Here is a 25,097-nt window from a genome sequence, read left to right on the forward strand (position 1 = left end):
TGGCAGCCTAAGGGCTTGCCCTTAGGCGTCGATCACCTTGGCCAGCGTCTTGAGGAAATCGGTGGCCAGCGCCGTCGGCGGGCGGTTGAGCAGGAACATCGCATGGACGTCGAAAGTGAGCTGCGGCTTGAGCGGCCGCATCGACAGACCGGGGACGAGCGAGGCCTGGGCGGTGAAGCTGTCGACCACCGTCATGCCCACACCCTGCGCGACCAGCGCGGTGGCGATGTAGAAGGTTCGCGCCGAGATCACCTCGTCGAGATCAAGCTCGAGCCGCGCGCATTCCTGGCTGAACAGCTGGCCGATCGGGCCCGAATTGGCGAGGCTGATGAACGGGCGGCCACGGAGCCGCTCCAGCTCGATGCGCGGCGGCGCGTCGGGCATGTCCTCCTCGCGGTAGAGCACCACCAGTTCACCCTCGCCCAGCCAGCGATGGCCGATCGGCGCGGCGTGCGGCACTTCATACGCGATCGCGACATCGGTCTCGCGCTCGTAGAGCTTGCGGAGAAGGTCGTCGTGATGGACGGTCTGCAGGTCGAAGCGCACGCCCTCATGGTTGCGCATGAAGCGCGACACCGCGGTGGGCAGCGCGTTGAGCGCCAGGCTGGGCAGCGCCGAGACCTTGAGCATGCCGCCCGCACCACGCTTCAGGTTCCGCCCCGCTTCACGCAGCGCATAGACGCGGTCCTGGATCTCCGAGACTTCGGTGAACAGCGTGTGCGCGTCCTCGGTGGGGACGAGCCGGCCATTGGTGCGGTGGAAGAGCTGGAAGCCGAGCAGACTCTCGGCATGCCGCAGCATCTTCGACACCGAAGGCTGCGAGACGTTGAGCGCGCGCGCCGCCCCGCTCACCGAGCCGTTGACATATACCGCGTGAAAGATCTCGATGTGGCGCAAGTTCATTGCGCGCAAACTATAGTGGTTTGGGAAAAGGGAAAGGCCCCGCTGCCTCCCCTCCCTGGAAGGGTGAATTTCAGCCCCCCGGCGTGAACTCCGCGACCAGGTCGTAGCGATCGCCCGGGAAGGTCTGGCGAACGAAGGTCACCGCTCTGCCCGTGCGCCAGGTCCAGCGCTCCACCTGCAGGCAGGCGCTATGCGTATCGAGCTTGAGCCGCTTTGCCAGCGCGCCGCCCGCGGAGACGGCGCGGATGCGGTGGCGCGCGTCGGTCCAGGGTACGTGGTGGAGCAGCCAGGAGCCCGGCGCCTCGGTTTCGAAGGTATCGGCGCGCGGCACCGGCACCGTGTCGAGCGCGATCAGCCGGCGTTCGAGCGCGAAGGGCTGGCCACCAGCGAAATGCACGCCCTCGATCAGCAGGGCCGGTGCCGGGATGCCGGAGACTTCGATGTCGGGATCGCGATTGACCACACGGCAGGTGTCGAGCTCCCAGCCATAGGCTTCGCCGCGCGCTTCGATCAGCTGGGCGAGATCGGGCACCTCGAGCACCGCGGCATGGACCTTGGGCTGGGCGACGAACGAGCCGACCTTGCGGCGGCGCTCGATCAGCCCGGCATGGGCGAGCCGCTCCAGCGCCTTGCTCACCGTGGCGCGGGCACAGCCATAATGGGCGACCAGTTCATGCTCGAACGGGATGCGATCGCCGGGACGCAACTCGCCCGAGCGGATGCGATCCTCGATGTCCGAGCGGATGCGTTCCTGGAGCGTCACCCGAGCAGGCGCTCCAGAGTTTTATGATAATGATTAGCAATAACCTCGCTCGCGCGATGCCTGCCGCGAACGACTTGCAGCTGGCCGGCACGCCAGACGCAGTCGATCGCGCCGGCGCGGCCGGCGAAGATCCAGCGATCGAGGAAGGTGCCGGCGGTGGCGCCGGCGAAGCTCGGATGGTCCATGTTCAGGCTCAGGATATCGGCAGGCGCGCCGGGCGCAATCCCGGTTGCGACGCCCAGCGCCTGGCCGGCGCCGGCAAGCGCCGCGTTGAACAGGGTTTCGCCGACCGAAGCGCCTTCGGGCGAGAGGATCGCGCGGCGGCGCAGTGAAAGGCGCTCCGAATATTCGATTGAGCGGAGTTCGTACGCGGCGTCGATCTGGATGTTGGAATCGGTGCCGGTGGCGATGCGCCCGCCGGCGGCCAGATAGCGCTCGGCCGGGAAGATGCCGTCGCCGAGGTTGGCTTCGGTGACCGGGCACAGGCCGGCGACCGCGCCGGAGCCGGCGAGGCGATCGGTCTCGGAGTCATTGAGGTGCGTGGCGTGGATCAGCGTCCAGCGCGAATCGACCCCGGCATTGTGGAGCAACCACTCGACGGGGCGCGCGCCGCTCCACTGCTCGCACGCCTCGACTTCCTTGACCTGCTCGGCGGCGTGGATGTGGATCGGGCCGTCGGTCAGCGCGGTGACCGCGGCCAGTTCCTCGGGCGTGACCGCGCGCAGCGAATGCGGTGCGACGCCGAGCACGGCATCGGCGGGGAGCTTTGCGCGGCTCGCCTCGACCAGCCGGGCGAAGCTGTCGATATCCGAGAGGAAGCGGCGCTGGCCGGGCTTGGGCAGGCGGCCGCCGAAATCGCTGTGCGCGTAGAAGACGGGAAGCAGGGTCAGGCCGATGCCGGTCTGCTCGGCGGCGCTAATGATTGCCGCTGCCGTCTCGGCCGGGTCGGCATAGCGGCCACCGTCCACGTCGTTGTGGAGATAATGGAACTCGCCGACACGAGTATAGCCGGTCTCGAGCATCTCGACATAGGCCTGGGCCGTGATCGCGGCGATGTCGTCGGGCGTGAGCCGGTCGAGGAACCGGTACATGATCTCCCGCCAGCTCCAGAAATCATCGTCGGGCCGGCCGCGACGCTCGCTCAGCCCGGCCATACCGCGCTGGAAGCCGTGGCTGTGGACATTGCCGAGGCCGGGAATCGCGACGCGGTGGCGCTCGGCATCGGGCGCGGGATCGCTGCCGGCAAGGACGTCGGCGATCCGCCCTTCGGCGATGCGCAGCGTGACCCGCTCGGCCCAGCCGGTGGGGAGCAACGCGGTTTCGAACCAGAGATACATCCAGGGCCTCCTGCGTATTATGTCTAGACATAACTCAAGCCACAGGCAAGGATGCGCGCATGGATCGACTCTGGACCAACGCACGGATCGCGACGATGGCGGGGCCTGGCCTCGGCATGATCGAGCACGGCGCGGTCGCGGCCCGGGGCGGGCGGATCGCCTGGGTCGGCTCCGTGGGCGAGGCGCCGGCCGCGGCCGAGACGATCGACTGCAAGGGCCGCTGGATCACCCCGGGCTTGGTCGATTGCCACACCCACCTCATCCATGGCGGCGACCGCGCGCACGAGTTCGAACTGCGCCTGCAGGGCGCCAGCTATGAGGAGATCGCCCGCGCCGGCGGCGGGATCGTCTCGACGATGCGCGCCACCCGCGAAGCCGGCGAGGCCGAACTCGTCGCCAGCGCCCTGCCACGGCTCGACGCGCTGATCGCCGAGGGCGCAACCACGGTCGAGGTGAAGTCGGGCTATGGCCTGTCGCTGGACGACGAGCTGAAGATGCTGCGCGCTGCCGGGGCACTGGGTCGCGAACGCCCGGTGCGGATCGCGACGACCTTCCTCGGCGCGCATGCCCTGCCGCCCGAATATGCCGACGACCGCGCCGGCTATATCGATCTCATCTGCGAAGAGATGATCCCGGCACTGGGCAGTCTGGCCGATGCGGTGGACGCGTTCTGCGAGGGGATCGGCTTCACCCCCGACGAAACCCGGCGCGTGCTCGAGACCGCAAAGGCGCACGGCCTGCGCGTGAAGCTCCACGCCGAGCAGCTCTCCAACCAGCATGGCGCGGCGCTGGCGGCTTCATACGGCGCGCTTTCGGCCGATCATCTCGAATATCTCGATGAGGCCGGTATCGCGGCGATGGCGAAGTCCGGCACGGTCGCGACATTGCTTCCCGGCGCCTATTACTTCGTCCGCGAGACAAAGCTGCCGCCGATCCAGGCGCTGCGCGACGCCGGCGTGACGATTGCACTGGCGACCGACTGCAATCCGGGCACCTCGCCGCTCACCAGCCTGCTGCTCGTCATGAACATGGGCGCGACGCTGTTCCGCCTCACCGTCGAGGAATGCCTGGCCGGTGTTACCCGCGAGGCGGCACGGGCGCTGGGGCTGCAAACCGAAATCGGCACGATCGAACCCGGCAAGTCCTGTGACCTCGCGATCTGGGACATCGAGCGGCCGGCCGAGCTTGTCTATCGCATGGGGCTGAACCCGCTCCATGCCCGAGTCTTCAAAGGTATCTGGAAGGGCGTATGACCGAAATCCTGCTGATCCCCGGCGACGTGCCGCTGGCCGAGTGGGGCGCGATCTGGCGCGGCGCGGTGCCGAGGCTCGACCCCGCCAGCGCCCCGCGCATCGCCGAGAGCGCCGCCGCTGTCGCCCGCATCCTCGCGCATGGCGCGCCGGTCTATGGGATCAACACCGGCTTCGGGAAGCTCGCCAGCGTCAAGATCGAAGCCGAGGACCTCGCCACGCTCCAGCGCAACATCGTGCTGAGCCACGCCGCCGGCATCGGCGCGCCCTCCCCCGCCCCGATCGTGCGGCTGATGATGGCACTCAAGCTCGCCAGCCTCGCCCAGGGCGCCTCGGGCGTGCAGCCCGCCACCGTCGCGCTGCTCGAGGCGATGCTCGCCAAGGGCCTCACGCCGGTCGTACCCAGCCAGGGATCGGTCGGCGCCAGCGGCGACCTTGCCCCGCTCTCGCATATGGCCGCGACGATGATCGGCGTCGGCTCGATCGAAATCGAAGGCCGCGTGCTGCCCGCCGAACAGGCGCTGGCCGAAGCAGGCCTCGCCCCGGTGACGCTCGGCCCCAAGGAGGGCCTGGCCCTTCTCAACGGCACCCAATTCTCCACCGCCAATGCGCTTGCCGCCCTGTTCGAGACCGAGACGCTGTTCCAGGCGGCGCTGGTCACCGGCGCGCTCTCGACTGAGGCGGCCAAGGGCACCGATGCGCCCTTCGATCCACGCATCCACCAGCTGCGCCGCCATCCCGGCCAGATCGCCGTGGGCGAGACGCTGCGCACGCTGATGGCCGGCTCCGCGATCCGCGCCTCGCACCGCGACGACGATCCGCGCGTGCAGGATCCCTATTGCCTGCGCTGCCAGCCCCAGGTGATGGGCGCGGTGCTCGATCTGCTCCGCCAGGCCGGCACCACGCTGGAGACCGAGGCGAACGGCGTCAGCGACAATCCGCTGATCTTCCCCGAGACCGACGAGGCGCTGTCGGGCGGCAATTTCCACGCCGAGCCCGTCGCCTTCGCCGCGGACATGATCGCGCTGGCGATCTGCGAGATCGGCTCGATCGCCGAGCGCCGCATCGCGATGCTGGTCGACCCCGCGCTCTCCAACCTGCCCGCCTTCCTAACCCCCCGGCCCGGACTCAACTCGGGCTTCATGATCCCCCAGGTAACCGCCGCGGCGCTCGTCTCGGAGAACAAGCAGCGCGCGACTCCGGCCAGTGTCGACTCGATCCCGACATCGGCGAATCAGGAAGACCATGTCTCGATGGCCGCGCACGGCGCCCGGCGCCTGCTCGACATGGCGGCGAACTGTGCCGGGGTGATCGGCATCGAGCTGCTCGCTGCCGCGCAGGGCTGCGACTTCCATGCCGGCCTCACCTCCTCGGAAGCGCTGGAACGCGTCCGCGCCCGGCTGCGCAGCGAGGTGCCAACGCTCGACCATGACCGGCATTTCCACCCCGATATCGAAGCCGCCACCGCACTGGTCCGCGCCGGCGCGGTCGCCAAGGCAGCGGCGATCGCGCTGCCGGGGGTCGCATGAGTTGGCTGCACGTCCATCGCGGCAAGGCGCCGCTGATCGTCGCCTTTCCGCACACCGGCACCGACCTTGCCGATGTCGAGGCGCAGTTCGTCTCGCCCTGGCTGGCGCGCAAGGACGCGGATTGGTGGATCGACCAGCTCTATGACTTCGCCGCCGGACTGGGTGCGACGACAATCCGCACCACGCTCTCCCGCAGCGTGATCGACGTGAACCGTGATCCCTCGGGCGCCTCGCTCTATCCGGGCATGGCGACGACCGAGCTTTGCCCCACCACGACCTTCGACAACGAACCGCTCTATCGGGACGGCAATCCCGGCACGGACGAGATTGCCCGGCGCCGCGCTGCGTATTTCGATCCCTATCATGCCGCGATCGAAGCGGAGATCGCTCGCCTACGCGCAACCCACCCCGGGATCGTCCTCTACGACGCCCATTCGATCCGCAGCCATGTCCCGCGCCTGTTCGACGGCGAGCTGCCCCAGTTCAACATCGGCACCAATGGCGGCACCACCTGCGCGCCGGCTCTGCGCGAAGCCGTTGAAGCCGCGTGCGCAGCAACACCGTGGAGCCAGGTGACCGACGGCCGCTTCCGCGGGGGCTGGACCACCCGCCACTATGGCCGGCCCGAACAGGGCGTCCACGCGATCCAGATGGAGCTGGCCTGCCGCGGCTATATCGACGAGCCCGCCCGCTTCGACGAATCGCACTGGCCGACGCCCTATGACCAGTCCCGCGCCGCGCCGATGCGCGCGGCGCTGACCAGCATCCTCATCGCCTGCCTCGAATTTGCCGGAGCCCCGGAATGACTCGCCTCGACAACAGCCGCACCATCAAGCCCGCCACCGGCACGGAGCGCAGCGCCAAGAGCTGGCTCACCGAAGCGCCGCTGCGCATGCTGATGAACAACCTCCACCCCGACGTCGCCGAGCGGCCCGAGGAGTTGGTCGTCTATGGCGGCATCGGCCGCGCAGCACGCGACTGGGAGAGCTATGACAAGATCGTCGCCGCGCTGCGCGATCTCGAGGCCGACGAGACGTTGCTGATCCAGTCGGGCAAGCCGGTCGGCGTGTTCCGCACCCACGAGAACGCCCCCCGCGTTCTCCTCGCCAATTCCAACCTCGTGCCGCATTGGGCGACTTGGGAGCATTTCAACGAGCTCGATCGCAAGGGGCTGGCGATGTACGGCCAGATGACAGCCGGCTCGTGGATCTATATCGGCACCCAGGGCATCGTGCAGGGTACGTACGAGACCTTCGCCGAGATGGCCCGCCAGCATTATGGCGGCAGCCTCAAGGGCCGCTGGCTGCTCACGGCCGGCCTTGGCGGCATGGGCGGCGCGCAGCCGCTGGCGGCGGTGATGGCCGGGGCCTCCTGCCTCGCGATCGAGTGCCAGCCGAGCCGCATCGAGATGCGCCTGCGCACCGGCTATCTCGACCGCGCCGCCGAGAGCATCGACGAAGCGCTGGAGATTATCCGCAACGCCGACAAGCCGGTCTCGGTCGGCCTGCTCGGCAACGCGGCGGAGCTGCTGCCCGAGATGTTCGCGCGCGGCATCCGCCCCGACCTGCTCACCGACCAGACCAGCGCGCATGATCCGATCAACGGCTATCTGCCCGTCGGCTGGACCGTCGCCGAATGGATCGAGAAGCGCGAGCGCGATCCCGAGGGTGTGGCCAAGGCCGCCAAGGCATCGATGGCGCAGCATGTGAAGGCGATGCTCGACTTCCACGCCGCCGGAGTGCCGACGGTCGATTACGGCAACAACATCCGCCAGGTCGCGCTGGACGAGGGCGTGACCAATGCCTTCGACTTCCCCGGCTTCGTCCCCGCCTATATCCGCCCGCTCTTCTGCCGCGGGATCGGTCCCTTCCGCTGGGCCGCGCTCTCGGGCGATCCCGAGGACATCGCGAAGACCGATGCGAAGGTGAAGGAGCTGCTGCCTGACAACGCGCATCTCCACAACTGGCTCGACATGGCCGCCGAGCGCATCCACTTCCAGGGCCTGCCCGCCCGCATCTGCTGGGTCGGCCTGGGCGACCGCCACCGGCTCGGCCTTGCCTTCAACGAGATGGTGGCCAGCGGCGAACTCAAGGCCCCGATCGTGATCGGCCGCGACCATCTCGACAGCGGATCGGTCGCCAGCCCCAATCGCGAGACCGAGGCGATGCAGGACGGATCGGACGCAGTCTCGGACTGGCCGCTGCTCAACGCCCTGCTCAACACCGCATCAGGCGCGACCTGGGTGTCGCTCCATCACGGCGGCGGCGTCGGCATGGGCTATTCGCAGCATGCCGGCATGGTCATCGTCGCGGACGGAACGCCGGAAGCCGCGGCCCGGCTCGAGCGCGTGCTGTGGAATGACCCCGCGACCGGCGTGATGCGGCATGCTGACGCCGGCTACGTCGAAGCTTTGGACTGTGCGCGTGAGAAGAGGCTCAAACTGCCCGGTATCTTGTAGGCAGTCCTTCTTTCCGGAAACGGAGAGACTGGAGGCGGGCCGTGCTGCAACCAGGGTCCGCCTCTGGCAACCCCGTCATGCTGAACCTGTTTCAGCATCCAAGGAACCGCGAAGGATATCGCCAGTGGGAGCATTTGACCCTGAAACAAGTTCAGGGTGACGATGGAATGGCCAGGTTAGCCCTCAAATTTCCACGAAGCGCCCGGCTTCGCGGTCCTTCACCACCTTGCCCGCTTCGAACACGGTGCCATTCATCGTGATGTAGACGCCGGGCTGCGCGACCTGGACGGTGGCGAAGGCCATGCCCAGGTTGAAGGTGGCATCGCTCTCGGCGAAGCGCGCCGGCGCCAGCGCGCCGACCAGCACCATCGTCTTGCCCGGAATGCCGGCCAGCGCCCTGGCCGTCTCGGTCATCGTGTCGGTGCCGTGCGTGATGACGATGCGCTCCGCATCCGACGCGGCGACACGGGCAGCGATCGCCGCGCGGTCGGCATCGTCCATCTCCAGGCTGTCCTTGCGCATCACTTCGTCGATCTCGAAGGGATGCAGCACCCGGCCCAGCTCGAACAGCCGCGTCACCATTGTGCCGACGATCGTGTACTGGCTCGAGGCGTCGAAATACTGCTTGTCGATGGTGCCGCCGGTGGTGAGCACGAGAATGGGCTGCTGGGTCATGCGCGGCCCCTTACGCCGGTTCGCCTCTCGGGGAAACCTGCACGGTTGGACAAAATGCCCATCCCCTTCGACGCATTCCGGACGTGACAGGCGGCGGCGAAGCGAATAGCCCGGTCCTCCATGGGGGCATGGCGCGTCTTCCTGAAGGAGCATCGCTGGCTGGCATTGTGGCTGATCGCCACGGCGCTGGCGGCGAAGGCGCTCGTGCCCGCCGGCTATATGCTCGGTGAAACCGGCGGCAAGACGCTCACCATGGTGATCTGCGACGGCAGTGGGCCCGCGACCATGACCGTCGACATCCCGATGGACCCCGATCACGCCAAGCCCAGTGACGGCGGCAAGCAGGATTGCGCCTGGTCGGGACTCGGCCATGCCATGCTCGGCGGCGCCGATCCGGTGCTGCTGCTCGCCGCGCTCGCCTTCCTGCTCGCGCTCGGCTTCGCACCCGTCGCCACGCCCGCACCACGCCGCCGCGCTTTTGCCCAGCCGCCTTCACAAGGACCGCCCTCGCTCGCCTGAACCCTTGGTCCTTCCTCGTTCAGGTGAGTTTTCATGTCTTCTTGTCGTCGCACGCGCATCGCCGCGCTGCCGCTGTTCTGCATTGCCGGTCCCGCCCTCGCCCAGGAGGCGCAGGACGAACCTTCCATCCTCGTGGTCGGTCAGAAGGACGCACCGATCAGCATCGATCCGCGCGGGCTCTCGGTGAGCATGGGCGAGGCGCAGTTCGCCGGCGTCAACGCACAGAATGTCGAGGACCTGATGAAATACGCGCCCGATTTCTTCGTGCGCAAACGCTATGCCGGGGACTCGAACGGCGTGCCGGGCTTTCGCGGCACCCATTCGATGCAGAGCGCCCGCGCGCTGGTGATGGTCGACGGGTTCGTGGTGTCGAACTTCCTCGGCAACAGCTTCGCCTTCTCGCCCAAATGGGGGGTGGTCGGCCCCGGCGAGGTCGACCAGTTTGACGTGGTGTATGGCCCCTATTCGGCGCGCTACTCGGGCAATTCGATGGGCGGCATCGTCAACATCACCACCCGCTCGCCGGAGAAAACCGAAGCCTTCGCGACCGTACAGGGGCTGACCGAGCCCTATGACCAGTACGGCACCCACGCGACCTATTGGGGCTGGTCGGGCGAGGCCGGCCTGGGCTGGCGGCAGAAGGACGGGCCGTGGTCGGCACGGCTCTCCGGGCGCCATTTCCGCAACGATGGCCAGCCGATGAGCTGGTATGGTCTCACCCCGGCAACCGGCGCCCCCGGCACCGTGGTGACCGGCGCGATCGTCGATACGGGCCAGGCGATCCCCAATTCGCCCGGCCGGCCGACCAGCCCGATCTTCGCGGCGCAGAGCCCGGCGCGGACGACGCAGGACCAGGCCAAACTGCGCATCGGCTATGACGGCACCTCGGGCATCACCGGCGAAGCGCTGCTGGCCTATTGGCACAATGTCGACGCGCAATATGCGCCCGACTGCTATCTGCGCGACTCCACCGGCAACAAGGTTTGCGAAGGCAGGGTGACCACGCTCGGCCAGAGCTGGACGGCGTCCGGCGCGCGCTGGTCGCGCACGGTGCGCGACGAGTTCCTCGCCGGCGCCAAGCTCGCCGCCCCGATCGCGCCGGACGTGACCGCGAAGCTCAACGTCTCGACCTACCAGATCGCCCGCTCGGACGGCTTCACTTCGGCAAGCTGGACGGCGGGTGCGAACAATGGCGCGGGCACGCTGGCGCGCCAGGGGCCGACCGGCTGGTACACCGCCGAGCTTTCGGTCGACGGCCGCACCGGCGCGTTCGAGCTTGCGGGCGGCGCCAGCGCCAATCTCTACCAGACCGACCAGACCAACTACACATTGCCGGTGTGGCGCGGCGATGGCGGCCGCGCCTTCTCCACCCGCACCCATGGCAAGACCCGGCTGCTCGCCGGCTGGGCCGAGGGGCGGCTACGCGCTGAGGCGCTGGTCTTCACCCTCGGCGCGCGGCTGGAGAACTGGCGGGCGTTCGACGGCGGGCTTGGGCGGCTCGGAACTGGCGGGGTCCCGGTCACCAATAGCTATGCCGCGCGCAGCGACACCGCGTTCGATCCGAAATTCTCTGTCGAATGGCATGGGCAGGCGACCAGCGTGCAGCTCAGCCTGGCCGAGGCGACGCGCTTCCCGACGGTGGGCGAGCTGTTCCAGGGCAGCCTCAATGGCGATGGCAGCTTCAACCCGAACAGCTTCGATCCGAACCTCAAGCCCGAGCGCTCGCGCGACGCCAACCTGCTCGTCGCGCATGACTTCGGCGGGCTGAAGCTCACCGGCTCGGCCTTCTGGCAGCGGGTTGAGGACACGATCTTCGCGTTCACCGGCTTCAACCAGAACGGGATCACCACCTCGAGCTTCAAGAATATCGACACGACCCGCCAAGTCGGACTCGAGCTGATCGCCGAGGCACGCGATGTCGGCGTGGCCGGCCTGGATATCGACGCCAATGCCGCCTGGATCGACTCGAAGACCGTGCGCAACGACAGCGCGCCGGCGGCCGAGGGCGTGCAGTTCCCGCGCATCCCGCGCTGGCGGCTCAACGCTAACATCCGCTATCAGGTGACCCCGCGCGTGCTGGCCTCGCTCGGCATGCGCTATGCTACCCGGCCCAATACCGACCTTTTCGGCACCCAGCGCGGCGACACGTTCGGCTATACCTCGGAGCTGTTCGCGCTCGATGCCAAGGTGAACTGGAAGATGACCGACAATTTCCGGCTGAGCGCAGGCGTGGACAATATCACCAACAACAAGGCGTGGGTGTATCACCCCTATCCCCAGCGCAGCGTCCTGGTCGAAGCGGGGTGGACGCTGTGAGCGACGGGACCGTCCGCCACGAACGCTGGTTCCGCGCGGTGTGGCGCTGGCATTTCTATGCCGGGCTGTTCTGCCTGCCCTTCATCCTGTGGCTGTCGGTCACCGGCGGCATCTATCTATTCAAGCCGCAGATCGAAGGCTGGCTCTATGCGCCCTACACCCATGTCGCGACGCCCGGCCGCTCGATACTCGCCCCCGAGCAGATCGTCGCGGCCGGCACGGCGGCGGTGCCCGGCGCGGTGCTGCACAAATATGTCCTGCCCGAAGCGCCGGACGACGCCGTCCAGCTGCTCGTCGGCGCCGGCGCGGAAGAAACGCGTGTCTGGGTGCATCCCCAGAGCGGGCAGGTGCTCAAGGCCGTGCCCGAGGAAAACCGTTTCATGCGCGTGGTTTTCCGCCTGCATGGCGAGCTGCTCGCCGGCAAATGGGGCTCGGCCCTGGTAGAGATCGCCGCCTGCTGGACGATCGTGATGCTCTTCACCGGCCTGTTCCTCTGGTGGCCGCGCGGCCGCAAGGGCAAGGGGCTAGGCGGCATCCTCTGGCCGCGCCTCAGGGGCGGCAGGCGCATCTTCTGGCGTGACCTGCACGCGGTGATCGGGCTGTGGGTGTCGATCGGCGCGATCTTCCTGATCGTCTCCGGCCTGCCCTGGGCAGAGAACTGGGGCGACTATCTCAAGCAAGTGCGCATCGCGACCGGCACCGCTGCCGTCCGCCAGGACTGGTCCGCCGGATCCGAGGCCGATGCGGCGGCACGTGCCGATCTCGACAAGGGCGTCCGCGCGATGCTCGACGAGCATGCCGAGCATCACGGCATGACCACGGCGCATGTCGCTCCCAAGGGCCCGGCGCTCGACCGGGTGGTGGCCAAGGCCATGACGCTCGGCCTCGCCGCCCCCGCCGAAGTCAGCCCGCCCACCAGGGCAGGAGGCCGCTGGCTGGTCCAGTCCCAGGCGGAAGATCGCACCCGCCGCGTCTCCGTCGAGATCGGCGACGACGGCGCGGTGATCGGATCGCAGGGCTTTGGCGACCGTCACTGGATCGATCGCGCGGTCGGCTTCGGCGTCGCGGTGCACGAAGGCGCCTGGCTGGGGCTGCTCAACCAGCTCGTGAACCTGCTTGTGCTGGTCGGGCTGGTGCTGCTGGCAGTGTCGAGCGCCGTGCTGTGGTGGCGCAGACGCCCCCAGGGAGTGCTGGGCGCGCCCACTCCCAAGGATCCGTTGCGGCACAGCTGGGCGCTGGTGGGACTCACGATCCTGCTCGGCGTGCTGATGCCGCTGTTCGGCATCACCCTCGCCCTCGCTACCGCCTTCGACCAGCTCATGCGCCGACTCGCTCCGCCGGCTGCCCGCTGGCTGGGCCTGCGCCGCCTCTCTAAATTGTAACCTTCCCGACACGGCCGGGACACGTGCGTTCCGGCAAAACCTGTCTCACGGTCGGCGAGCGGCCGGTGAAACAGGAGGCCTGAAGATGTCCAATCCCCGCATCGCAATCGCACTTCTGGCGCTGGCCACGCTCGTCTCCGGCTCCGCCGCCTGGTCGACCGCCGATGCACGGCTGTCGAACCACACCCCGAGGGTCGCAACCAGGAACTGAGCCAGTTCCGGCATCGCCCGACACTCCCTGTTCCGGACGATGCCAGCGGGTGCGGGCAACCCTCTTCAGCCTGCACCCGCAACCCTGAACGGCCGGCGCGTCTCCCCTTCGCGCCGGCCGTTTTGCTTTGCCGAAATCGTCCACATGACAGGAAGTTAATGCCGCGGGCAGGTCCGGGAAGGACTGGCGGGGTTAACCAGACAGCGCTGGCCATATCCGCGTTCATGGCCGGCAAACCAGCGGCGCCCGGTCCTCCTGCACTCCTCGGGCCGGGCGTCGCACCACCAGACATTGCAATCAGGGCACAGAGGCGATGGAACGTCCGATCTTCTTCGACGCAAGCGGCAAGCGAAACCGCTGGACGATGCGCGCCTTCTTCGCGCTCCTGCTGGTGATCGTGCTGGCCGCCGGTGCGTTCGCGATGACGGTGGTCCGCGTGCCCACCCCGGGCCCACTTGCCATGGCGATGGAGCATCCCCAGCCCCGTTCGCTGAAGCAGCAGGCCAATCACTTGCGCCACAGCTTCGCTTCCTGGCTGCCGCGCGGCAAGGCGCATGCGTCGAGCGCGCCGCTCTCCGTTGGCTTCTACGTGCCTTGGGACGATGCCAGCCGCGCCTCCCTCCGCCGCCACGTGAACGACCTCGATTGGGTCGTGCCGTCGCTCTACAGCGTCACCGGCGCGCAGCACGCAATCGCCGTCACCCCCGATCCCCAGTTCGATACGATCATCGCCGGCGCCACCAGGCGCCCCAAGGTGCTGCCGATGGTGCAGAACGCCACCGGCGACAATTGGGACAGCGCCGGCGCCGCCGCGCTGCTGCGCGATCCCAAGGCGCGCGCCGCCTTCCTCGACGGTCTCCAGCGCACCCTGGTCGCCCGCAAGGCGGACGGCGCCGTGTTCGACTTCGAGGAGCTGCCCACCGCCGCCCAGCCCGGCTATCTCGCGCTGCTGCGCGATGCGCATGCCCGCTTCGCCACGGCGAAGATGAGCGTCTCCGTCACCGTCCCCGCCCAGGACGACGACTGGAACATGAAGGCCTATGCCGCCGCGACGGACAAGCTGATCCTGATGGATTATGACGAGCACGCGCCCGTCACCGCGCCCGGCCCGATCGCCAGCCAGGCCTGGTTCGTCAACCAGATGAACGCCGCGCTCACCCAGGTTCCGGCCGACAAGCTGATCGTCGGCATCGCCAACTATGGCTATAACTGGACCGCCCCCGGCAAGGCCGATCCGATCTCGATCGAAGAGGCCTGGCTGATCGCGCACGACAGCGACGCCACCGTCACCTTCGACAAGGCGAGCGGTAACCAGAGCTTCGCCTATGAGGAGAACGGCACCGAGCACACCGTGTGGATGGCCGACGCCACCACCGCCTGGAACCAGCTGCGCGCCGCCAACATCAAGGGCGTCGGCGGTGTCGCGCTGTGGCGCCTGGGCTCGGAAGACTCGAACTTCTGGCCCGCCCTTGCCGCCGCGCATTCGGGCAAGATCCCCGATCTGCGCCGGATCGAGGCGGTTGGCGACGTCGACGTCGAGGGCTCGGGCGAGATCCTGCGCATCACCAGCACGCCGAGCGTGGGTGCCCGCACCATCGTCCAGAACCCGAACGGCCTGATCGTCGACGAGACCTTCCAGTCGCTGCCCACGCCCTATGTCGTCACCCGCACCGGCTATATGCCCGGCAAGGTCGCGCTGACCTTCGACGACGGCCCCGATCCGGACTGGACGCCCAAGATCCTCGACATCCTGAAGGCCAAGCAGGTCACCGGCACCTTCTTCATGATCGGCGAGAATGCGATGGCCGAGCCGTTCCTCGTCCGCCGCGTCGTCGACGAAGGCAATGAGATCGGCAGCCACACCTTCACCCACCCGAACCTGGCGCTCGCCTCGGCGCGCGGCACAAGGATCGAGCTCAACGCCACCCAGCGCCTGCTCGAAGCCTATACCGGCCGCTCGGTCCGCCTGTTCCGCGCGCCCTATTTCGGTGACGCTGAGCCGACCACCGCGGACGAACTGATCCCCGCGCTCACCGCGCAGCGCGCCGGCTACACCAATGTCGGCCTGCACGTGGACCCGAACGACTGGCAGCGCCCGGGCACCGACGAGATCGTCAACACCGTGCTGCGCGAAGCGGAGGCCGGCAATTACGAGCAGTCCGGCCAGATCATCCTGCTGCATGACGGCGGCGGTGATCGCTCGCAGACCATCGCCGCGCTGCCCCGCATCATCGATGCGCTCCGGGCGAAGGGCTATCAGTTCGTCCCCGTCTCGCAGCTCGCCGGCCTCACCCGCGACCAGGTAATGCCCGAAGTGAAGGGCGCCGATCTTGCCGCGGTGCGGACCGATGTCGGCATCTTCCTCGTCGCCGCGATCATCGGCTTCGCGCTCAAGTGGCTGTTCTTCGTCGCGATCGCGCTCGGCATCGCCCGCGCCCTGGTCCTCGCCGCGCTGGCGGTGAACGGCAACCGCAGGAAGAACCGCCCGGTCGCTCCCGCGATCGATCCCGGCCGCTTCGTCTCGGTGCTGATCCCGGCATATAACGAGGCCAAGGTGATCGAGAACTCGATCCGCCGCGTGCTCGCCAGCGAGCAGGTCAATGTCGAGGTTATCGTGCTCGACGATGGTTCGAAGGACGGCACCAGCGACGTGGTCCGCAACGCCTTCTCCGCCGAGCCGCGCGTCAAGCTGCTCACCCTGGAGAATGGCGGCAAGGCTCGCGCGCTCAACAAGGGGCTGGAGATCGCCCGCGGCGACATTGTCATCGCGCTCGATGCCGATACCCAGTTCGAGCCGCTGACCATCGCCCGCCTCGCCCGCTGGTTCGAGGATGACGAGATCGGCGCGATCGCCGGCAATGCCAAGGTCGGCAACCGGATCAACCTGGTCACCCGCTGGCAGGCTGTCGAATATGTCACCTCGCAGAATCTCGAGCGGCGCGCGCTGGCCAGCCTCGATGCGATCATGGTCGTCCCCGGCGCGGTCGGCGCATGGCGCAAGGCGGCGCTGGACGATGTCGGCGGCTATCCGGTCGACACGCTGGCCGAGGACCAGGACCTGACCATCGCGATCCAGCGCAAGGGCTGGCGGGTCGGCTATGACATCGACGCGGTCGCCTGGACCGAGGCGCCCGAGAGCTTCGGCGCGCTCGCCAAGCAGCGCTTCCGCTGGGCGTTCGGCACGCTCCAGTGTCTGTGGAAGCACCGCGCGATCCTGCGCACCCGCAAGCCCGCCGGCCTCGCGCTGGTCGGCATTCCCCAGGCATGGGTGTTCCAGATCGCCTTCGCGCTGATCTCCCCACTGATCGACGCCGCGCTTCTCGTCTCGATCCTCGGTACCGCGCTGCGTGTCTACCAGCATGGCTGGGCGCAGACCGAGAGCGACGTGATCCGCATGGGGATCTACTGGGTGTCGTTCATGGCGATCGACTATCTGTGCGGCTGGATCGCGTACCGGATGGAGAAGCGCGAGAAGCGCTATCCGGGCCTGCTGCTACTCGCCCAGCGATTCGTCTATCGCCAGCTGATGTACTGGGTGGTGATCCGCGCCGTCGCCAACGCGCTGCGCGGACCCTGGGTCGGCTGGGGCAAGCTGGAGCGCAGCGGCCGGGTGGAAGCCCAGGCCGTGGCCGAGCCGGAAGCCAAGGTGGAAACCCGGACCCCGGTCGCCGCCGAGTGAAGGGGCCGCCGCAGGAGCATCACAGCCAGTACATGCTCGACGAGCGTGCCTGCCGGATGATCTGCCCGATCGCCGCCGCGATGGTCGGCGTCTGCCTCACCGCGATCGGCATCCTCCGGGTGGTGATCGCGGTGCGCAAGGCCAATACGCTGGCCGACGACATGCTGGCGCTCGATTCGGTGCTGTTCCTGATCGCGACGCTGACCAGCTATTTCGCGATCCGCCACGGGCCGACCAAGCGCCTGCACGAGCTGGAGCGGATCGCCGACGTGACCTTCATCGCGGCCATGTCGCTGATGACGGTGGCGGCACTGGTGATCACCTACGCGCTGGCGGTGTGACCCTATTCTCTCTCCCGCAAGCGGTAGAGGGACTGGCGCTTAGAACCGCAACACCGCCCGCAGCCCCGGACCGGCATCCTCCAGCGCGAAGCTCCCCTGGTGCAGCCGCGCCACCGCCTCGACCAGCGACAGCCCCAGGCCGGACCCGGCAATATGCCGCGCCGGATCGAGCCGCCCGAAGCGGCTCAGTGCCTCAGCGCGGCGCGCCTCGGGAATGCCCGGCCCGTCGTCCGCCACCGACAGCGAAACCCCGCCGCCTTCGCGCGCGGCTCTCACCGTTATCCGATGCCCGCCCTCGGCGTATTTGGTTGCGTTCTCGATCAGGTTGCCCAGCGCCTGCCCCACCAGCTCGCGGTGCAGCGCCATGTGCAGGCCGGACTCCGCCTCGACCGCGATCTCGAAGCCCCGATCCTCGGCCAGCGGGCCATAGACTTCGGCCAGATCCTCAAGCAGCGCCGCGATGTCGGTGTCGACGAAGCGGTCGCGCCCGATCCCGGCTTCGGCGCGGCTGATCAGCAGCGCGGTGGAGAGCATGCCGAGCAGCGTCTCCGCCTCGCCCGAGACCCTTTCCAGCGCCGCCAGCGCGGTCTCGTCCTCGGTCTCGATGATCGCGCGTTCCAGCGCCACCTTGATCCGGGTGACCGGCGATTTCAGGTCATGCGCCAGCCCGTCGGTCATCATCCGCAGTTGCGAGACCAGCGCCTCGATCCGGTCGAGCATCGCATTGACCGACTGGCCCAGCGCATCGAACGCGTCGCCGCTGCCGTCGATCGGCACGCGCCGACCTAGCCGGCCCTCGCCCACTTCGCGCGCGGTGCTCACCACGCCCTGGATCTGGTTGGAGAGCACCCTGCCGATCAGCAGCGCACTGAGCAGCGCGAAGATCACGCCGATCACCAAAGCCGCGGTGATCGCTTCCTCGTTCACCCGCGCCAGGCGCACGCTGGAACTGATGACGTGCCCCGCCAGCAGCAGCTCGCCATTGGGCAAGGTGGTGGAGGATACCCCCATCAGCTCCGCCCGGTCGCTGCCGGTGCGGTAGAGCTCGATTGCCTGCCAGTCGGTCCGGGCCGGGATCACCGTCGGCCAGTCGCCCAGATTGCCGCGGATCGGGTCCTGCCTGGCGGTGGCGAGCAGGATCACAGGCGGGCTGGCATGCGCCTGCTCTAGCCTGGCATCAATCAGCCGCCGCAACCCCTCGTCCCCGCCGGCGCGCCAGGCCGAGACCAGGTCGTCGCGCAGTTCGGCGACCAGGGTCTTCTGCTCGGCCGCCAACGCGCGTTCGCTCGCCTGCTGGACGAACAACAGGATGCCGCCGGTGACGATGAGCTGAACGAGGAAGGCGACGATCACGAAGCGCGCCGTCACCGAACGCGCCAGCGGCCCCAGACGGAGCGTCATCTCAGGCTGCCGGGCCGAGCCGATAGCCGGCGCCGCGGATCGTGTGGAGGATCGGCTCGCCACCATCGTCCAGCTTCTTGCGCAGCCGGCTGATATGGACGTCGATCACGTTGGTCCCCGGATCGAAATGATAGTCCCACACGCCTTCGAGAAGCATGGTGCGGGTAATCACCTGGTCCGGGTGGCGCAGGAAATATTCGAGCAGGCGAAACTCGCGCGGCTGCAGGTCGATCACCCGGGCGCCCCGCTTCACCCGCCGCGACAGCAGGTCCATCTCGAGGTCGCCGGAGTTGAGCTTGGTCACCGCGCCCTCGGCCGCCCCGCGCTTGCGCAGCAGCAAGCGCACGCGGGCGAGGAGTTCGGCAAAGGCGAAGGGCTTCACGAGATAGTCGTCGGCGCCCGAGGTGAGCCCGCCGACCCGGTCGTCAGGGGTGCCGAGCGCGGAGAGGATGATGACCGGAGTCTCGATCTTCGCGGCACGCAGCGCACCGAGCACGGCCATTCCGTCCATGCCCGGCAGCATGCGGTCGAGCACGATCGCGTCGTAACTGCCGTCACTGGCGAGGAACAGGCCGTCGCGCCCATTGTCGGCGCGGTCTACCGTGAACCCCTCTTCGGTCATTCCTTTGACGATGTACGCGGCGGTGGCCTCGTCATCCTCCACCAGCAGCAGCTTGTGCCCCATTCTCTCCACTCGCACTTCGCAAGAGCTTGAGATGGCGTAGCTGCTTTTGGTGGACCAAGTCGAGATATACCTCTGGATGACGGTCGTCACGCAGGTAACGCCGCGCCTGGTCGAGCGTGTCGATCCCGCGGCCATCGATCGCCACGATCGCGTCGCCCACTTCCATCCCGTCCTGCGCCGCCTCGCTGCCCGAGCGCAAGCTGGTGACGACCAGCCCGTGCGCAGCGCCGCTGGGGGTCTCTGCGGTGAAGCCGGGGAACATGTTGGCGCCGGTCTGTGCGGCGAAGACGTGGTTGATTCCCGATCGCCAGGCCCAGCCCAGGATCACCATGGCGCTGAGCGCGAAAGAGAGGACGAGGATCAGCACGAACCCGTCGGTCCCGCGCATCGCGCGGCCGGCGGTCCTGGCGTCTTCCCGGATTTCATTGGTGGTCATTTCGAGCATCGGGATGCCCGCCATAGGTCGGCAAGTCACGTTAAGCTTTGGTCATGATCCGGCCACTCCTTCGCGAACTGCGACAGGCTACACGGCGAGCAGTTTCAAGGAGTTCGCGCATGCGCCGTAGCCGCCGCAAGTTGAAGATCGCCCTGGTCGCCCTAGCGCTGGTGCTCGCCGGATTCACCGGCTTCCTGACCTATATCGGCTATTTCGGCGGCCCGGTCTTCTATGACATCGCCCCCACCAAACCCACGCCCCCGCATGCGCGCGGCCTGGCGGTGGTGCTGGTCTCGGGCGATATGGGCTTCAAGATCGGCATGGGGCCGGAGATCGCCAGGCGCTTCGCCGCAGAGGGCGTGCCCGTGGTGGGTGTCAGCTCGCTCGCCTATTTCCGCCAGCAGCGCAGCCCGGCCGAGGTCCAGGCGCTGATCGCCGCCGCCGCGCGCCGCGCGCTCGCCTTCGGGCACGCGGACCGATTGGTGATGATCGGCCAGTCCTTCGGCGCGGACATGATGCATGTCGGCCTGACCGGCCTGCCCGCCGACCTGCGCGCCAGGGTGAAGGCTGTCGCGCTGGTGGTGCCCACCGACACCGTCTTCTTCCGCGCATCACCCAACGAGCTGTTCAACTGGGCCAAGCCCGATGCGATGGCGCTGCCTACCGGCCGCCAGCTCACCTGGGTGCCGACGCTCTGCGTGCAGGGCGTGGAAGAGACCGACAGCCTCTGCCCGAAGCTGACCCAGACCAATGTCCGCCGCATCGTGCTGCCGGGCGGGCACATGCTCCACCATGATCCGGACGCGCTGTTCAAGGCGCTCCACACCGGCATCGCCAACATTACCAATATTTAGGTTTGGGATCACGCGGCGGACAGCCGCGCCTACCTAGAGCGGGCCGCGACAACGGACCAACAGAGGGACATTCGACATGCGCTTCGGCAAGATCCTGGCCGGCCTCGGCCTCGCCGCCACGGTGCTCGGCACCATGCAGGCCTCCGCCCAGGCTCCGGTCGCCGCCGCGACCGGCGTGATGGGCACCTGGGTCAATCCGCGCGGCACGGTGAAGGTGCAGACCGGCGCGTGCGGCGACAAATTGTGCGGCTGGGTGGTCTGGGCCAATGCCGAGGCGCAGAAGGACGCGAAGGACAGCGGCGTCGCCAAGCTGATCGGCACCGAACTGCTCCAGGACTATCACCCCACCGGCAACGGCAAGTGGCAGGGCCGGGTCTATGTCCCCGACATGGGCCAGACCTTCTACTCGAAGATCGAACAGCAGGGCCCGAACAGCCTGAAGATCAGCGGATGCATCCTGGGCGGCTGGATCTGCAAGTCGCAGGTCTGGCAGCGCGGCTGAGGGCCGACGCGATGCGCCCCGCCCACAAAACCGCGCTCCAGATCGGCGCCGTCATCGGCATCGTCGCGCTCGCCTTCGCGGCGCTGCACGGGCTGCTCCACGAGGTCCGCTGGCGCGACGTGCGCCACGCCTTCCACGCGATCGGTGCCTGGCAGGTCGCCGGCGCGCTGGCGCTGACCGTCGGCAGTTACCTGATGCTGACGCTGTACGACGTGCTGGCGCTGCGCATCATCGGCCGTCCACTCCCCTATCGCACTGCCGCGCTCGCCTCCTTCACCAGCTACACGCTGAGCCATAACCTGGGCTTCGCGCTGCTTACCGGCGGTTCGGCACGCTATCGTGTCTACCATGCCGCCGGGCTCGACACCGCCGATGTGGTCAAGGTGATCGCCACCGCGAGCCTGACCTTCTGGTCGGGCGTGGTCGTCATGGCCGGCGCCGCGCTCGCGCTGCACGGCGGCGGGCTTGAGCTCGCCGGCGTCACCATCTCCGCCAGCGTCCAGCGCGCGATCGGCATCGCGATCCTCGCGACAACCCTGGGCGTACTCGCCGTGCTGCGCGCCAGGCCCCGCGACCTGCGCCTCGGGCGCTGGCACGCCCCGCTCCCCAGCCGGACGCAGGCGCTCGGTATGATCGCCACCTCGGCGGTCGACCTCGCGCTCGCCAGCGCCGCGCTGCTGATCCTCGTCCCCGGCGCCGGCCTCCACGCCTTCCCGGCCTTCTTCCTCGGCTATGCGCTGGCGATCATCGCCGCACTGGTCACCCATGTCCCCGGCGGCGTCGGCGTGTTCGAGGCGGTAATGCTCGCGGTGCTGCCGGGCGCCGACCCGTCGCGCATCCTCGCCGCGTTGATCCTCTACCGGCTGATCTACTATGTCCTGCCGCTGCTGGTCGCCGCCGCGCTGCTCGCGGTGCATGAGCGCCGCCAGCTGAAGAAGCCGCTCGCCGCGATCCGCGCGGTCGGTCTGGCGATGCATGGCCTCGCCCCCACCTTCCTCGCGGCACTGGTTTTCGTCGGCGGCATCGTGCTGCTTGTCTCGGGCTCGCTCCCCGCCATCCCCGCGCGCCTGCGCGACCTCCACGCCTTTGTCCCCCTGCCCTTTGTCGAGGCCTCGCACATCGCCGCCAGCCTGGCCGGCACCGCGCTGCTGCTGATCGCCCCCGCGCTCTATCGCCGTCTCGACGCCGCTTTCCTGCTCTGCCGCACGCTACTGCTCGCCGGCGCGCTGTTCTCGTTGATGAAGGGGGTCGATTATGAGGAAGCTGTGATCCTGCTGATCATCGCCGGCCTGCTCCAGCTGTCGCGCACCGCCTTCTACCGCAAGACAGCGCTCACCAGCGCACTCACCGGCCGCGCGCTCCTGTCCGTCGCGGTCGCCGTCGCGCTTGCTACCTGGATCGGCTTCTTCGCCTTCAAGCACGTGCCCTATCAGGACAATCTCTGGTGGGAATTCGCCTGGAAGGGCGACGCCTCGCGCTTCCTGCGCGCCAGCTTCGCCACTGCCGTGGCGCTCACCTGCGTCGCCGTCACCCAGTGGTTCGGCTATGCCCAGCCCAGGCGCGAGGAGCACGCGCCGGACACCGAGCTGCCCCGCCTCGCCCTGGTTCACGCCAACCGCACCGACGCGCTGCTCGCCTATGCCGGCGACAAGCGCTTCCTGCGCTCCGAAAGCGGCGAGACGCTGCTGATGTACCAGGTACAGGGCCAGAGCTGGATCGTGATGGGCGACCCCGTCGGCCCGAAGGAGGAATGGGGCGACCTGCTCTGGCAGATCCGCGAGATGGCCGATGCCGCGCAGGGCCGCCTGCTCCTCTACCAGATCTCGACCGACACGCTGCCGATCGCGATCGACCTCGGCCTTCAGCTGGTGAAATATGGCGAGGAAGCTCGCGTGCCGCTCCCAGGCTTCTCGATGGATGGTTCGGAAAAGCGCTCGCTCCGTCATTCCGATCGCCGCGCCGCCCGCGAAGGGGCGGTCTTCGAGATCGTGCCCTCGGCGCAGGTCCCTGCCCTGATGCTCGAGCTCCGCGCCGTCTCCGATGCCTGGCTCGCCGACAAGGGGCATGGCGAGAAGGCCTTTTCGGTCGGCCGCTTCGATCCCGCCTATATCGCCCGCTTCGATTGCGCGCTGGTCCGCCAGAACGGCAGGATCGTCGCCTTCGCCAATGTCTGGGCGACCGAAAATCGCGAGGAGCTGTCGATCGACCTGATGCGCCATCTCGACGAGATGCCCTACGGCACGATGGACTTCCTGTTCGTCCAGCTGATGATCTGGGGCCGCGACCAGGGCTATCGCTGGTTCAATCTCGGCATGGCGCCGCTGTCGGGCATCGAGTCCCGCCGCCTCGCCCCGATGTGGGCGCGGATCGGGGCGCTGCTCTACCGGCACGGCGACGCATTCTACGGCTTCGAGGGTCTGCGCGCCTACAAGGACAAGTTCTCGCCGGTCTGGACCGCCCGCTACATCGCGGCGCCTCCGGGCCTGGGTCTGCCGCGCGGGATGATCGACCTGCAGACGCTGATCGGCGGCAGCTCGCGCAGCGCGGCGAGGAAGCGGCGGCTGCGGCTGGTGGCGTAAACTACCGCTTCCCCAGCGCAAGCCGGGGAACGGATACGTGGGTGGTCAGTACCGCCCCCACACGAAACGCGACGACAGCGCGAAGTTCCAAACCGCCGCCACGCCGATCCCGGCCAGCGCCGACAGGCGCCAGTCGCCATGCTGGACATTGTGGAGGAACGCCGCGACGCCGACATTGGCCGCCGCGCCCGCGCCGCACACCACGCAGAAGCTGGCCCAGCCGCGCAGCAGCCTGGCCGCGCCCTTCAGCCTTTGCTCGCGATAGGTCAGCGCGTTGTTGAGGAAGAAGTTGAAGGTCATCGCGCCCAGCACCGCGAACATCGTCGCGCCGACGAACGACCATCCGAGCCCGCAGAACAAGGCGGAGAGCACCGCGAAATGCACCGCCGCACCCAACGCACCGATGCCGGAGAACATCACGAAGCGCACCGGCACGACCTTGCCGAACATCCGGTCATAGAGCGCGATCAGATATTCCATCGCCACAACATGATCGAGCTTGGACTCGCCAAGCGCGCGCGCGCGGAACACATAGGGCAGCTCGACGAACTTCAACGGCCGCGGCGAGGCGGTCATGATGTCGAGCAGGATCTTGAAGCCGATTGCCGAGAGCCTGGGCACCAGGTCGCGCACCACGCCGGCGCGGATCATGAAGAAGCCGCTCATCGGATCCGAGAGATCGGCCTTGAGCACCTTGCGCGAGAGCCTGGTCGCGAAGGCCGATTTGGCCACGCGATCCTCGTCCCACTCACCGGTACCGCCGCCATCCACGAAGCGCGAACCGATCGCCACGTCGAGATTCTGGTCACGCTCCAGCGCATCGAGCATCTTGGGCAGCAGGGTCTCGTCATGCTGCAGGTCGCCGTCGATCACCGCAACGAAGGGCGCCGAAGTGGCGCACATGCCCTCGATACAGGCCGAGGAGAGCCCGCGCCGGCCGATCCGCTGGATCACCCGCACCCGCATGTCCTTGCGACCGAGCGCACGTGCCGCATCGGCGGTACCGTCCGGACTGTTGTCGTCGACGAAGATCGCCTCCCAGCTCCGCCCTTTCAGCGCGGCGTCGAGCTTGTCGATCAGCAGCGGCACATTGACCCGCTCGTTGAAGGTGGGGATGACCACGGCAAGTTCGAGATCGGCGCCGGGTGCGATGCGCGCGAAACGCGCAATCTCGCCGTCGAGGAAGAGCTTCATGCGATCCCTTTTCTGGGCCCTTGAATTGGGCCCCGGGAGGGGCGCGCCGGGGCACAGATACGCAATGGCGCGCCCTCCCGGGG

Annotated in this window: 21 protein-coding genes; 13 read left to right on the forward strand and 8 right to left on the reverse strand. The window is 68.1% G+C overall.

The window, feature by feature from the left end; all coding sequences use genetic code 11:
- Positions 1-21 precede the first annotated feature (21 nt).
- From O3305_RS09665 to O3305_RS09675, 3 genes are all read right to left on the reverse strand, one after another.
- Positions 22-903, reverse strand: a complete 882-nt coding sequence (locus tag O3305_RS09665) for a LysR family transcriptional regulator (protein WP_269576198.1) — start codon at positions 901-903, stop codon at positions 22-24.
- Positions 904-973: 70 nt separating this feature from the next.
- A complete protein-coding gene (gene hutC / locus O3305_RS09670) occupies positions 974-1,666 on the reverse strand; it encodes a histidine utilization transcriptional repressor HutC (protein WP_269576199.1) in 693 nt (230 codons plus the stop codon).
- Positions 1,663-3,003: a formimidoylglutamate deiminase gene (locus O3305_RS09675; RefSeq protein ID WP_269576200.1), complete on the reverse strand. Its 1,341-nt coding sequence runs from the start codon at positions 3,001-3,003 to the stop codon at positions 1,663-1,665. Before O3305_RS09675 ends, hutC begins: the two co-directional genes overlap by 4 nt.
- A 59-nt stretch (positions 3,004-3,062) precedes the next feature.
- On the opposite strand from O3305_RS09675, the gene hutI reads away from it, so the two are divergent.
- From hutI to hutU, 4 genes are read left to right on the forward strand one after another with little or no spacing between them, the layout of a single operon-like run.
- Positions 3,063-4,256, forward strand: a complete 1,194-nt coding sequence (gene hutI, locus O3305_RS09680) for an imidazolonepropionase (protein ID WP_269576201.1) — start codon at positions 3,063-3,065, stop codon at positions 4,254-4,256.
- Complete coding sequence (gene hutH, locus O3305_RS09685) at positions 4,253-5,782, forward strand: histidine ammonia-lyase (protein WP_269576202.1); 1,530 nt, start codon at positions 4,253-4,255, stop codon at positions 5,780-5,782. The genes hutI and hutH overlap by 4 nt, the downstream gene beginning before the upstream one ends.
- Positions 5,779-6,588 carry an N-formylglutamate deformylase gene (gene hutG / locus O3305_RS09690; protein WP_269576203.1) on the forward strand — a complete coding sequence of 270 codons (810 nt, stop codon included), beginning with the start codon at positions 5,779-5,781 and terminating at the stop codon, positions 6,586-6,588. The genes hutH and hutG overlap by 4 nt, the downstream gene beginning before the upstream one ends.
- Positions 6,585-8,240, forward strand: coding sequence for a urocanate hydratase (gene hutU, locus O3305_RS09695; RefSeq protein WP_269576204.1), 1,656 nt, complete (start codon positions 6,585-6,587; stop codon positions 8,238-8,240). The genes hutG and hutU overlap by 4 nt, the downstream gene beginning before the upstream one ends.
- 183 nt (positions 8,241-8,423) lie before the next feature.
- Here the strand turns inward: hutU and O3305_RS09700 are convergent, their stop codons facing one another.
- On the reverse strand, positions 8,424-8,915 hold the full coding sequence (locus O3305_RS09700; protein ID WP_269576205.1) for an asparaginase domain-containing protein: 492 nt from the start codon (positions 8,913-8,915) through the stop codon (positions 8,424-8,426).
- 120 nt (positions 8,916-9,035) lie between these two features.
- Between O3305_RS09700 and O3305_RS09705 the strand changes: the two genes are divergently transcribed.
- The 6 genes from O3305_RS09705 (at position 9,036) to O3305_RS09730 (ending at position 17,363) form a co-directional block, all read left to right on the forward strand.
- A complete protein-coding gene (locus O3305_RS09705; protein ID WP_269576206.1) occupies positions 9,036-9,434 on the forward strand; it encodes a DUF2946 family protein in 399 nt (132 codons plus the stop codon).
- Between the two features lie 33 nt (positions 9,435-9,467).
- Positions 9,468-11,750, forward strand: coding sequence for a TonB-dependent receptor (locus tag O3305_RS09710; protein WP_269576207.1), 2,283 nt, complete (start codon positions 9,468-9,470; stop codon positions 11,748-11,750).
- Positions 11,747-13,132, forward strand: coding sequence for a PepSY-associated TM helix domain-containing protein (locus O3305_RS09715; protein WP_269576208.1), 1,386 nt, complete (start codon positions 11,747-11,749; stop codon positions 13,130-13,132). The genes O3305_RS09710 and O3305_RS09715 overlap by 4 nt, the downstream gene beginning before the upstream one ends.
- Positions 13,133-13,217: 85 nt before the next feature.
- Entirely contained in the window at positions 13,218-13,343 is a 126-nt protein-coding gene (locus tag O3305_RS09720) for a hypothetical protein (RefSeq protein WP_269576209.1), read from the forward strand.
- Between the two features lie 313 nt (positions 13,344-13,656).
- Complete coding sequence (locus tag O3305_RS09725) at positions 13,657-17,022, forward strand: glycosyltransferase (RefSeq protein ID WP_269576210.1); 3,366 nt, start codon at positions 13,657-13,659, stop codon at positions 17,020-17,022.
- Positions 17,019-17,363 (forward strand): hypothetical protein, encoded by a 345-nt coding sequence (locus O3305_RS09730; protein WP_269576211.1) that lies wholly within the window; start codon positions 17,019-17,021, stop codon positions 17,361-17,363. The genes O3305_RS09725 and O3305_RS09730 overlap by 4 nt, the downstream gene beginning before the upstream one ends.
- Before the next feature lie 39 nt (positions 17,364-17,402).
- On the opposite strand, the gene O3305_RS09735 is transcribed toward O3305_RS09730, so the two are convergent.
- From O3305_RS09735 to O3305_RS09745, 3 genes are read right to left on the reverse strand one after another with little or no spacing between them, the layout of a single operon-like run.
- Positions 17,403-18,764, reverse strand: coding sequence for a sensor histidine kinase (locus O3305_RS09735; RefSeq protein WP_269576212.1), 1,362 nt, complete (start codon positions 18,762-18,764; stop codon positions 17,403-17,405).
- Between the two features lies 1 nt (position 18,765).
- Complete coding sequence (locus O3305_RS09740; protein ID WP_184168711.1) at positions 18,766-19,449, reverse strand: winged helix-turn-helix domain-containing protein; 684 nt, start codon at positions 19,447-19,449, stop codon at positions 18,766-18,768.
- Positions 19,418-19,894: a PDZ domain-containing protein gene (locus O3305_RS09745; protein WP_269576213.1), complete on the reverse strand. Its 477-nt coding sequence runs from the start codon at positions 19,892-19,894 to the stop codon at positions 19,418-19,420. The genes O3305_RS09740 and O3305_RS09745 overlap by 32 nt, the downstream gene beginning before the upstream one ends.
- A 110-nt stretch (positions 19,895-20,004) precedes the next feature.
- On the opposite strand from O3305_RS09745, the gene O3305_RS09750 reads away from it, so the two are divergent.
- The 3 genes from O3305_RS09750 (at position 20,005) to mprF (ending at position 23,820) form a co-directional block, all read left to right on the forward strand.
- The gene (locus tag O3305_RS09750) at positions 20,005-20,739 is read left to right on the forward strand and encodes an AcvB/VirJ family lysyl-phosphatidylglycerol hydrolase (RefSeq protein WP_269576214.1); all 735 of its coding nucleotides are present in this window, start codon (positions 20,005-20,007) and stop codon (positions 20,737-20,739) included.
- A gap of 76 nt (positions 20,740-20,815) precedes the next feature.
- On the forward strand, positions 20,816-21,241 hold the full coding sequence (locus O3305_RS09755) for a DUF2147 domain-containing protein (RefSeq protein WP_446746000.1): 426 nt from the start codon (positions 20,816-20,818) through the stop codon (positions 21,239-21,241).
- An 11-nt stretch (positions 21,242-21,252) separates the two neighbouring features.
- The gene (gene mprF / locus O3305_RS09760) at positions 21,253-23,820 is read left to right on the forward strand and encodes a bifunctional lysylphosphatidylglycerol flippase/synthetase MprF (RefSeq protein ID WP_269576215.1); all 2,568 of its coding nucleotides are present in this window, start codon (positions 21,253-21,255) and stop codon (positions 23,818-23,820) included.
- Between the two features lie 45 nt (positions 23,821-23,865).
- Here mprF and O3305_RS09765 read toward each other — a convergent pair whose 3' ends face one another.
- Positions 23,866-25,014 carry a glycosyltransferase family 2 protein gene (locus tag O3305_RS09765; RefSeq protein WP_269576216.1) on the reverse strand — a complete coding sequence of 383 codons (1,149 nt, stop codon included), beginning with the start codon at positions 25,012-25,014 and terminating at the stop codon, positions 23,866-23,868.
- Positions 25,015-25,097: the final 83 nt, after the last annotated feature.

The sequence above is a fragment of the Sphingomonas sp. NIBR02145 genome (genome assembly GCF_027359115.1).
In the GTDB taxonomy this organism is placed as follows: domain Bacteria; phylum Pseudomonadota; class Alphaproteobacteria; order Sphingomonadales; family Sphingomonadaceae; genus Sphingomonas; species Sphingomonas kyeonggiensis_A.

What these genes read in the sequence shown, in the direction of transcription:
- O3305_RS09755 (WP_446746000.1), top strand. Translation starts at nt 20,816, where the DNA reads ATGCGCTTCGGCAAGATCCTGGCCGGCCTCGGCCTCGCCGCCACGGTG.
- O3305_RS09705 (WP_269576206.1), top strand. Translation starts at nt 9,036, where the DNA reads ATGGGGGCATGGCGCGTCTTCCTGAAGGAGCATCGCTGGCTGGCATTG.
- O3305_RS09750 (WP_269576214.1), top strand. Translation starts at nt 20,005, where the DNA reads ATGCGCCGTAGCCGCCGCAAGTTGAAGATCGCCCTGGTCGCCCTAGCG.
- O3305_RS09725 (WP_269576210.1), top strand. Translation starts at nt 13,657, where the DNA reads ATGGAACGTCCGATCTTCTTCGACGCAAGCGGCAAGCGAAACCGCTGG.
- O3305_RS09735 (WP_269576212.1), bottom strand. Translation starts at nt 18,764, where the DNA reads ATGACGCTCCGTCTGGGGCCGCTGGCGCGTTCGGTGACGGCGCGCTTC.
- hutI (WP_269576201.1), top strand. Translation starts at nt 3,063, where the DNA reads ATGGATCGACTCTGGACCAACGCACGGATCGCGACGATGGCGGGGCCT.
- O3305_RS09745 (WP_269576213.1), bottom strand. Translation starts at nt 19,894, where the DNA reads ATGCTCGAAATGACCACCAATGAAATCCGGGAAGACGCCAGGACCGCC.
- hutU (WP_269576204.1), top strand. Translation starts at nt 6,585, where the DNA reads ATGACTCGCCTCGACAACAGCCGCACCATCAAGCCCGCCACCGGCACG.
- O3305_RS09740 (WP_184168711.1), bottom strand. Translation starts at nt 19,449, where the DNA reads ATGGGGCACAAGCTGCTGCTGGTGGAGGATGACGAGGCCACCGCCGCG.
- mprF (WP_269576215.1), top strand. Translation starts at nt 21,253, where the DNA reads ATGCGCCCCGCCCACAAAACCGCGCTCCAGATCGGCGCCGTCATCGGC.
- O3305_RS09700 (WP_269576205.1), bottom strand. Translation starts at nt 8,915, where the DNA reads ATGACCCAGCAGCCCATTCTCGTGCTCACCACCGGCGGCACCATCGAC.
- O3305_RS09665 (WP_269576198.1), bottom strand. Translation starts at nt 903, where the DNA reads ATGAACTTGCGCCACATCGAGATCTTTCACGCGGTATATGTCAACGGC.
- O3305_RS09710 (WP_269576207.1), top strand. Translation starts at nt 9,468, where the DNA reads ATGTCTTCTTGTCGTCGCACGCGCATCGCCGCGCTGCCGCTGTTCTGC.
- hutH (WP_269576202.1), top strand. Translation starts at nt 4,253, where the DNA reads ATGACCGAAATCCTGCTGATCCCCGGCGACGTGCCGCTGGCCGAGTGG.
- O3305_RS09720 (WP_269576209.1), top strand. Translation starts at nt 13,218, where the DNA reads ATGTCCAATCCCCGCATCGCAATCGCACTTCTGGCGCTGGCCACGCTC.
- O3305_RS09675 (WP_269576200.1), bottom strand. Translation starts at nt 3,003, where the DNA reads ATGTATCTCTGGTTCGAAACCGCGTTGCTCCCCACCGGCTGGGCCGAG.
- hutG (WP_269576203.1), top strand. Translation starts at nt 5,779, where the DNA reads ATGAGTTGGCTGCACGTCCATCGCGGCAAGGCGCCGCTGATCGTCGCC.
- O3305_RS09765 (WP_269576216.1), bottom strand. Translation starts at nt 25,014, where the DNA reads ATGAAGCTCTTCCTCGACGGCGAGATTGCGCGTTTCGCGCGCATCGCA.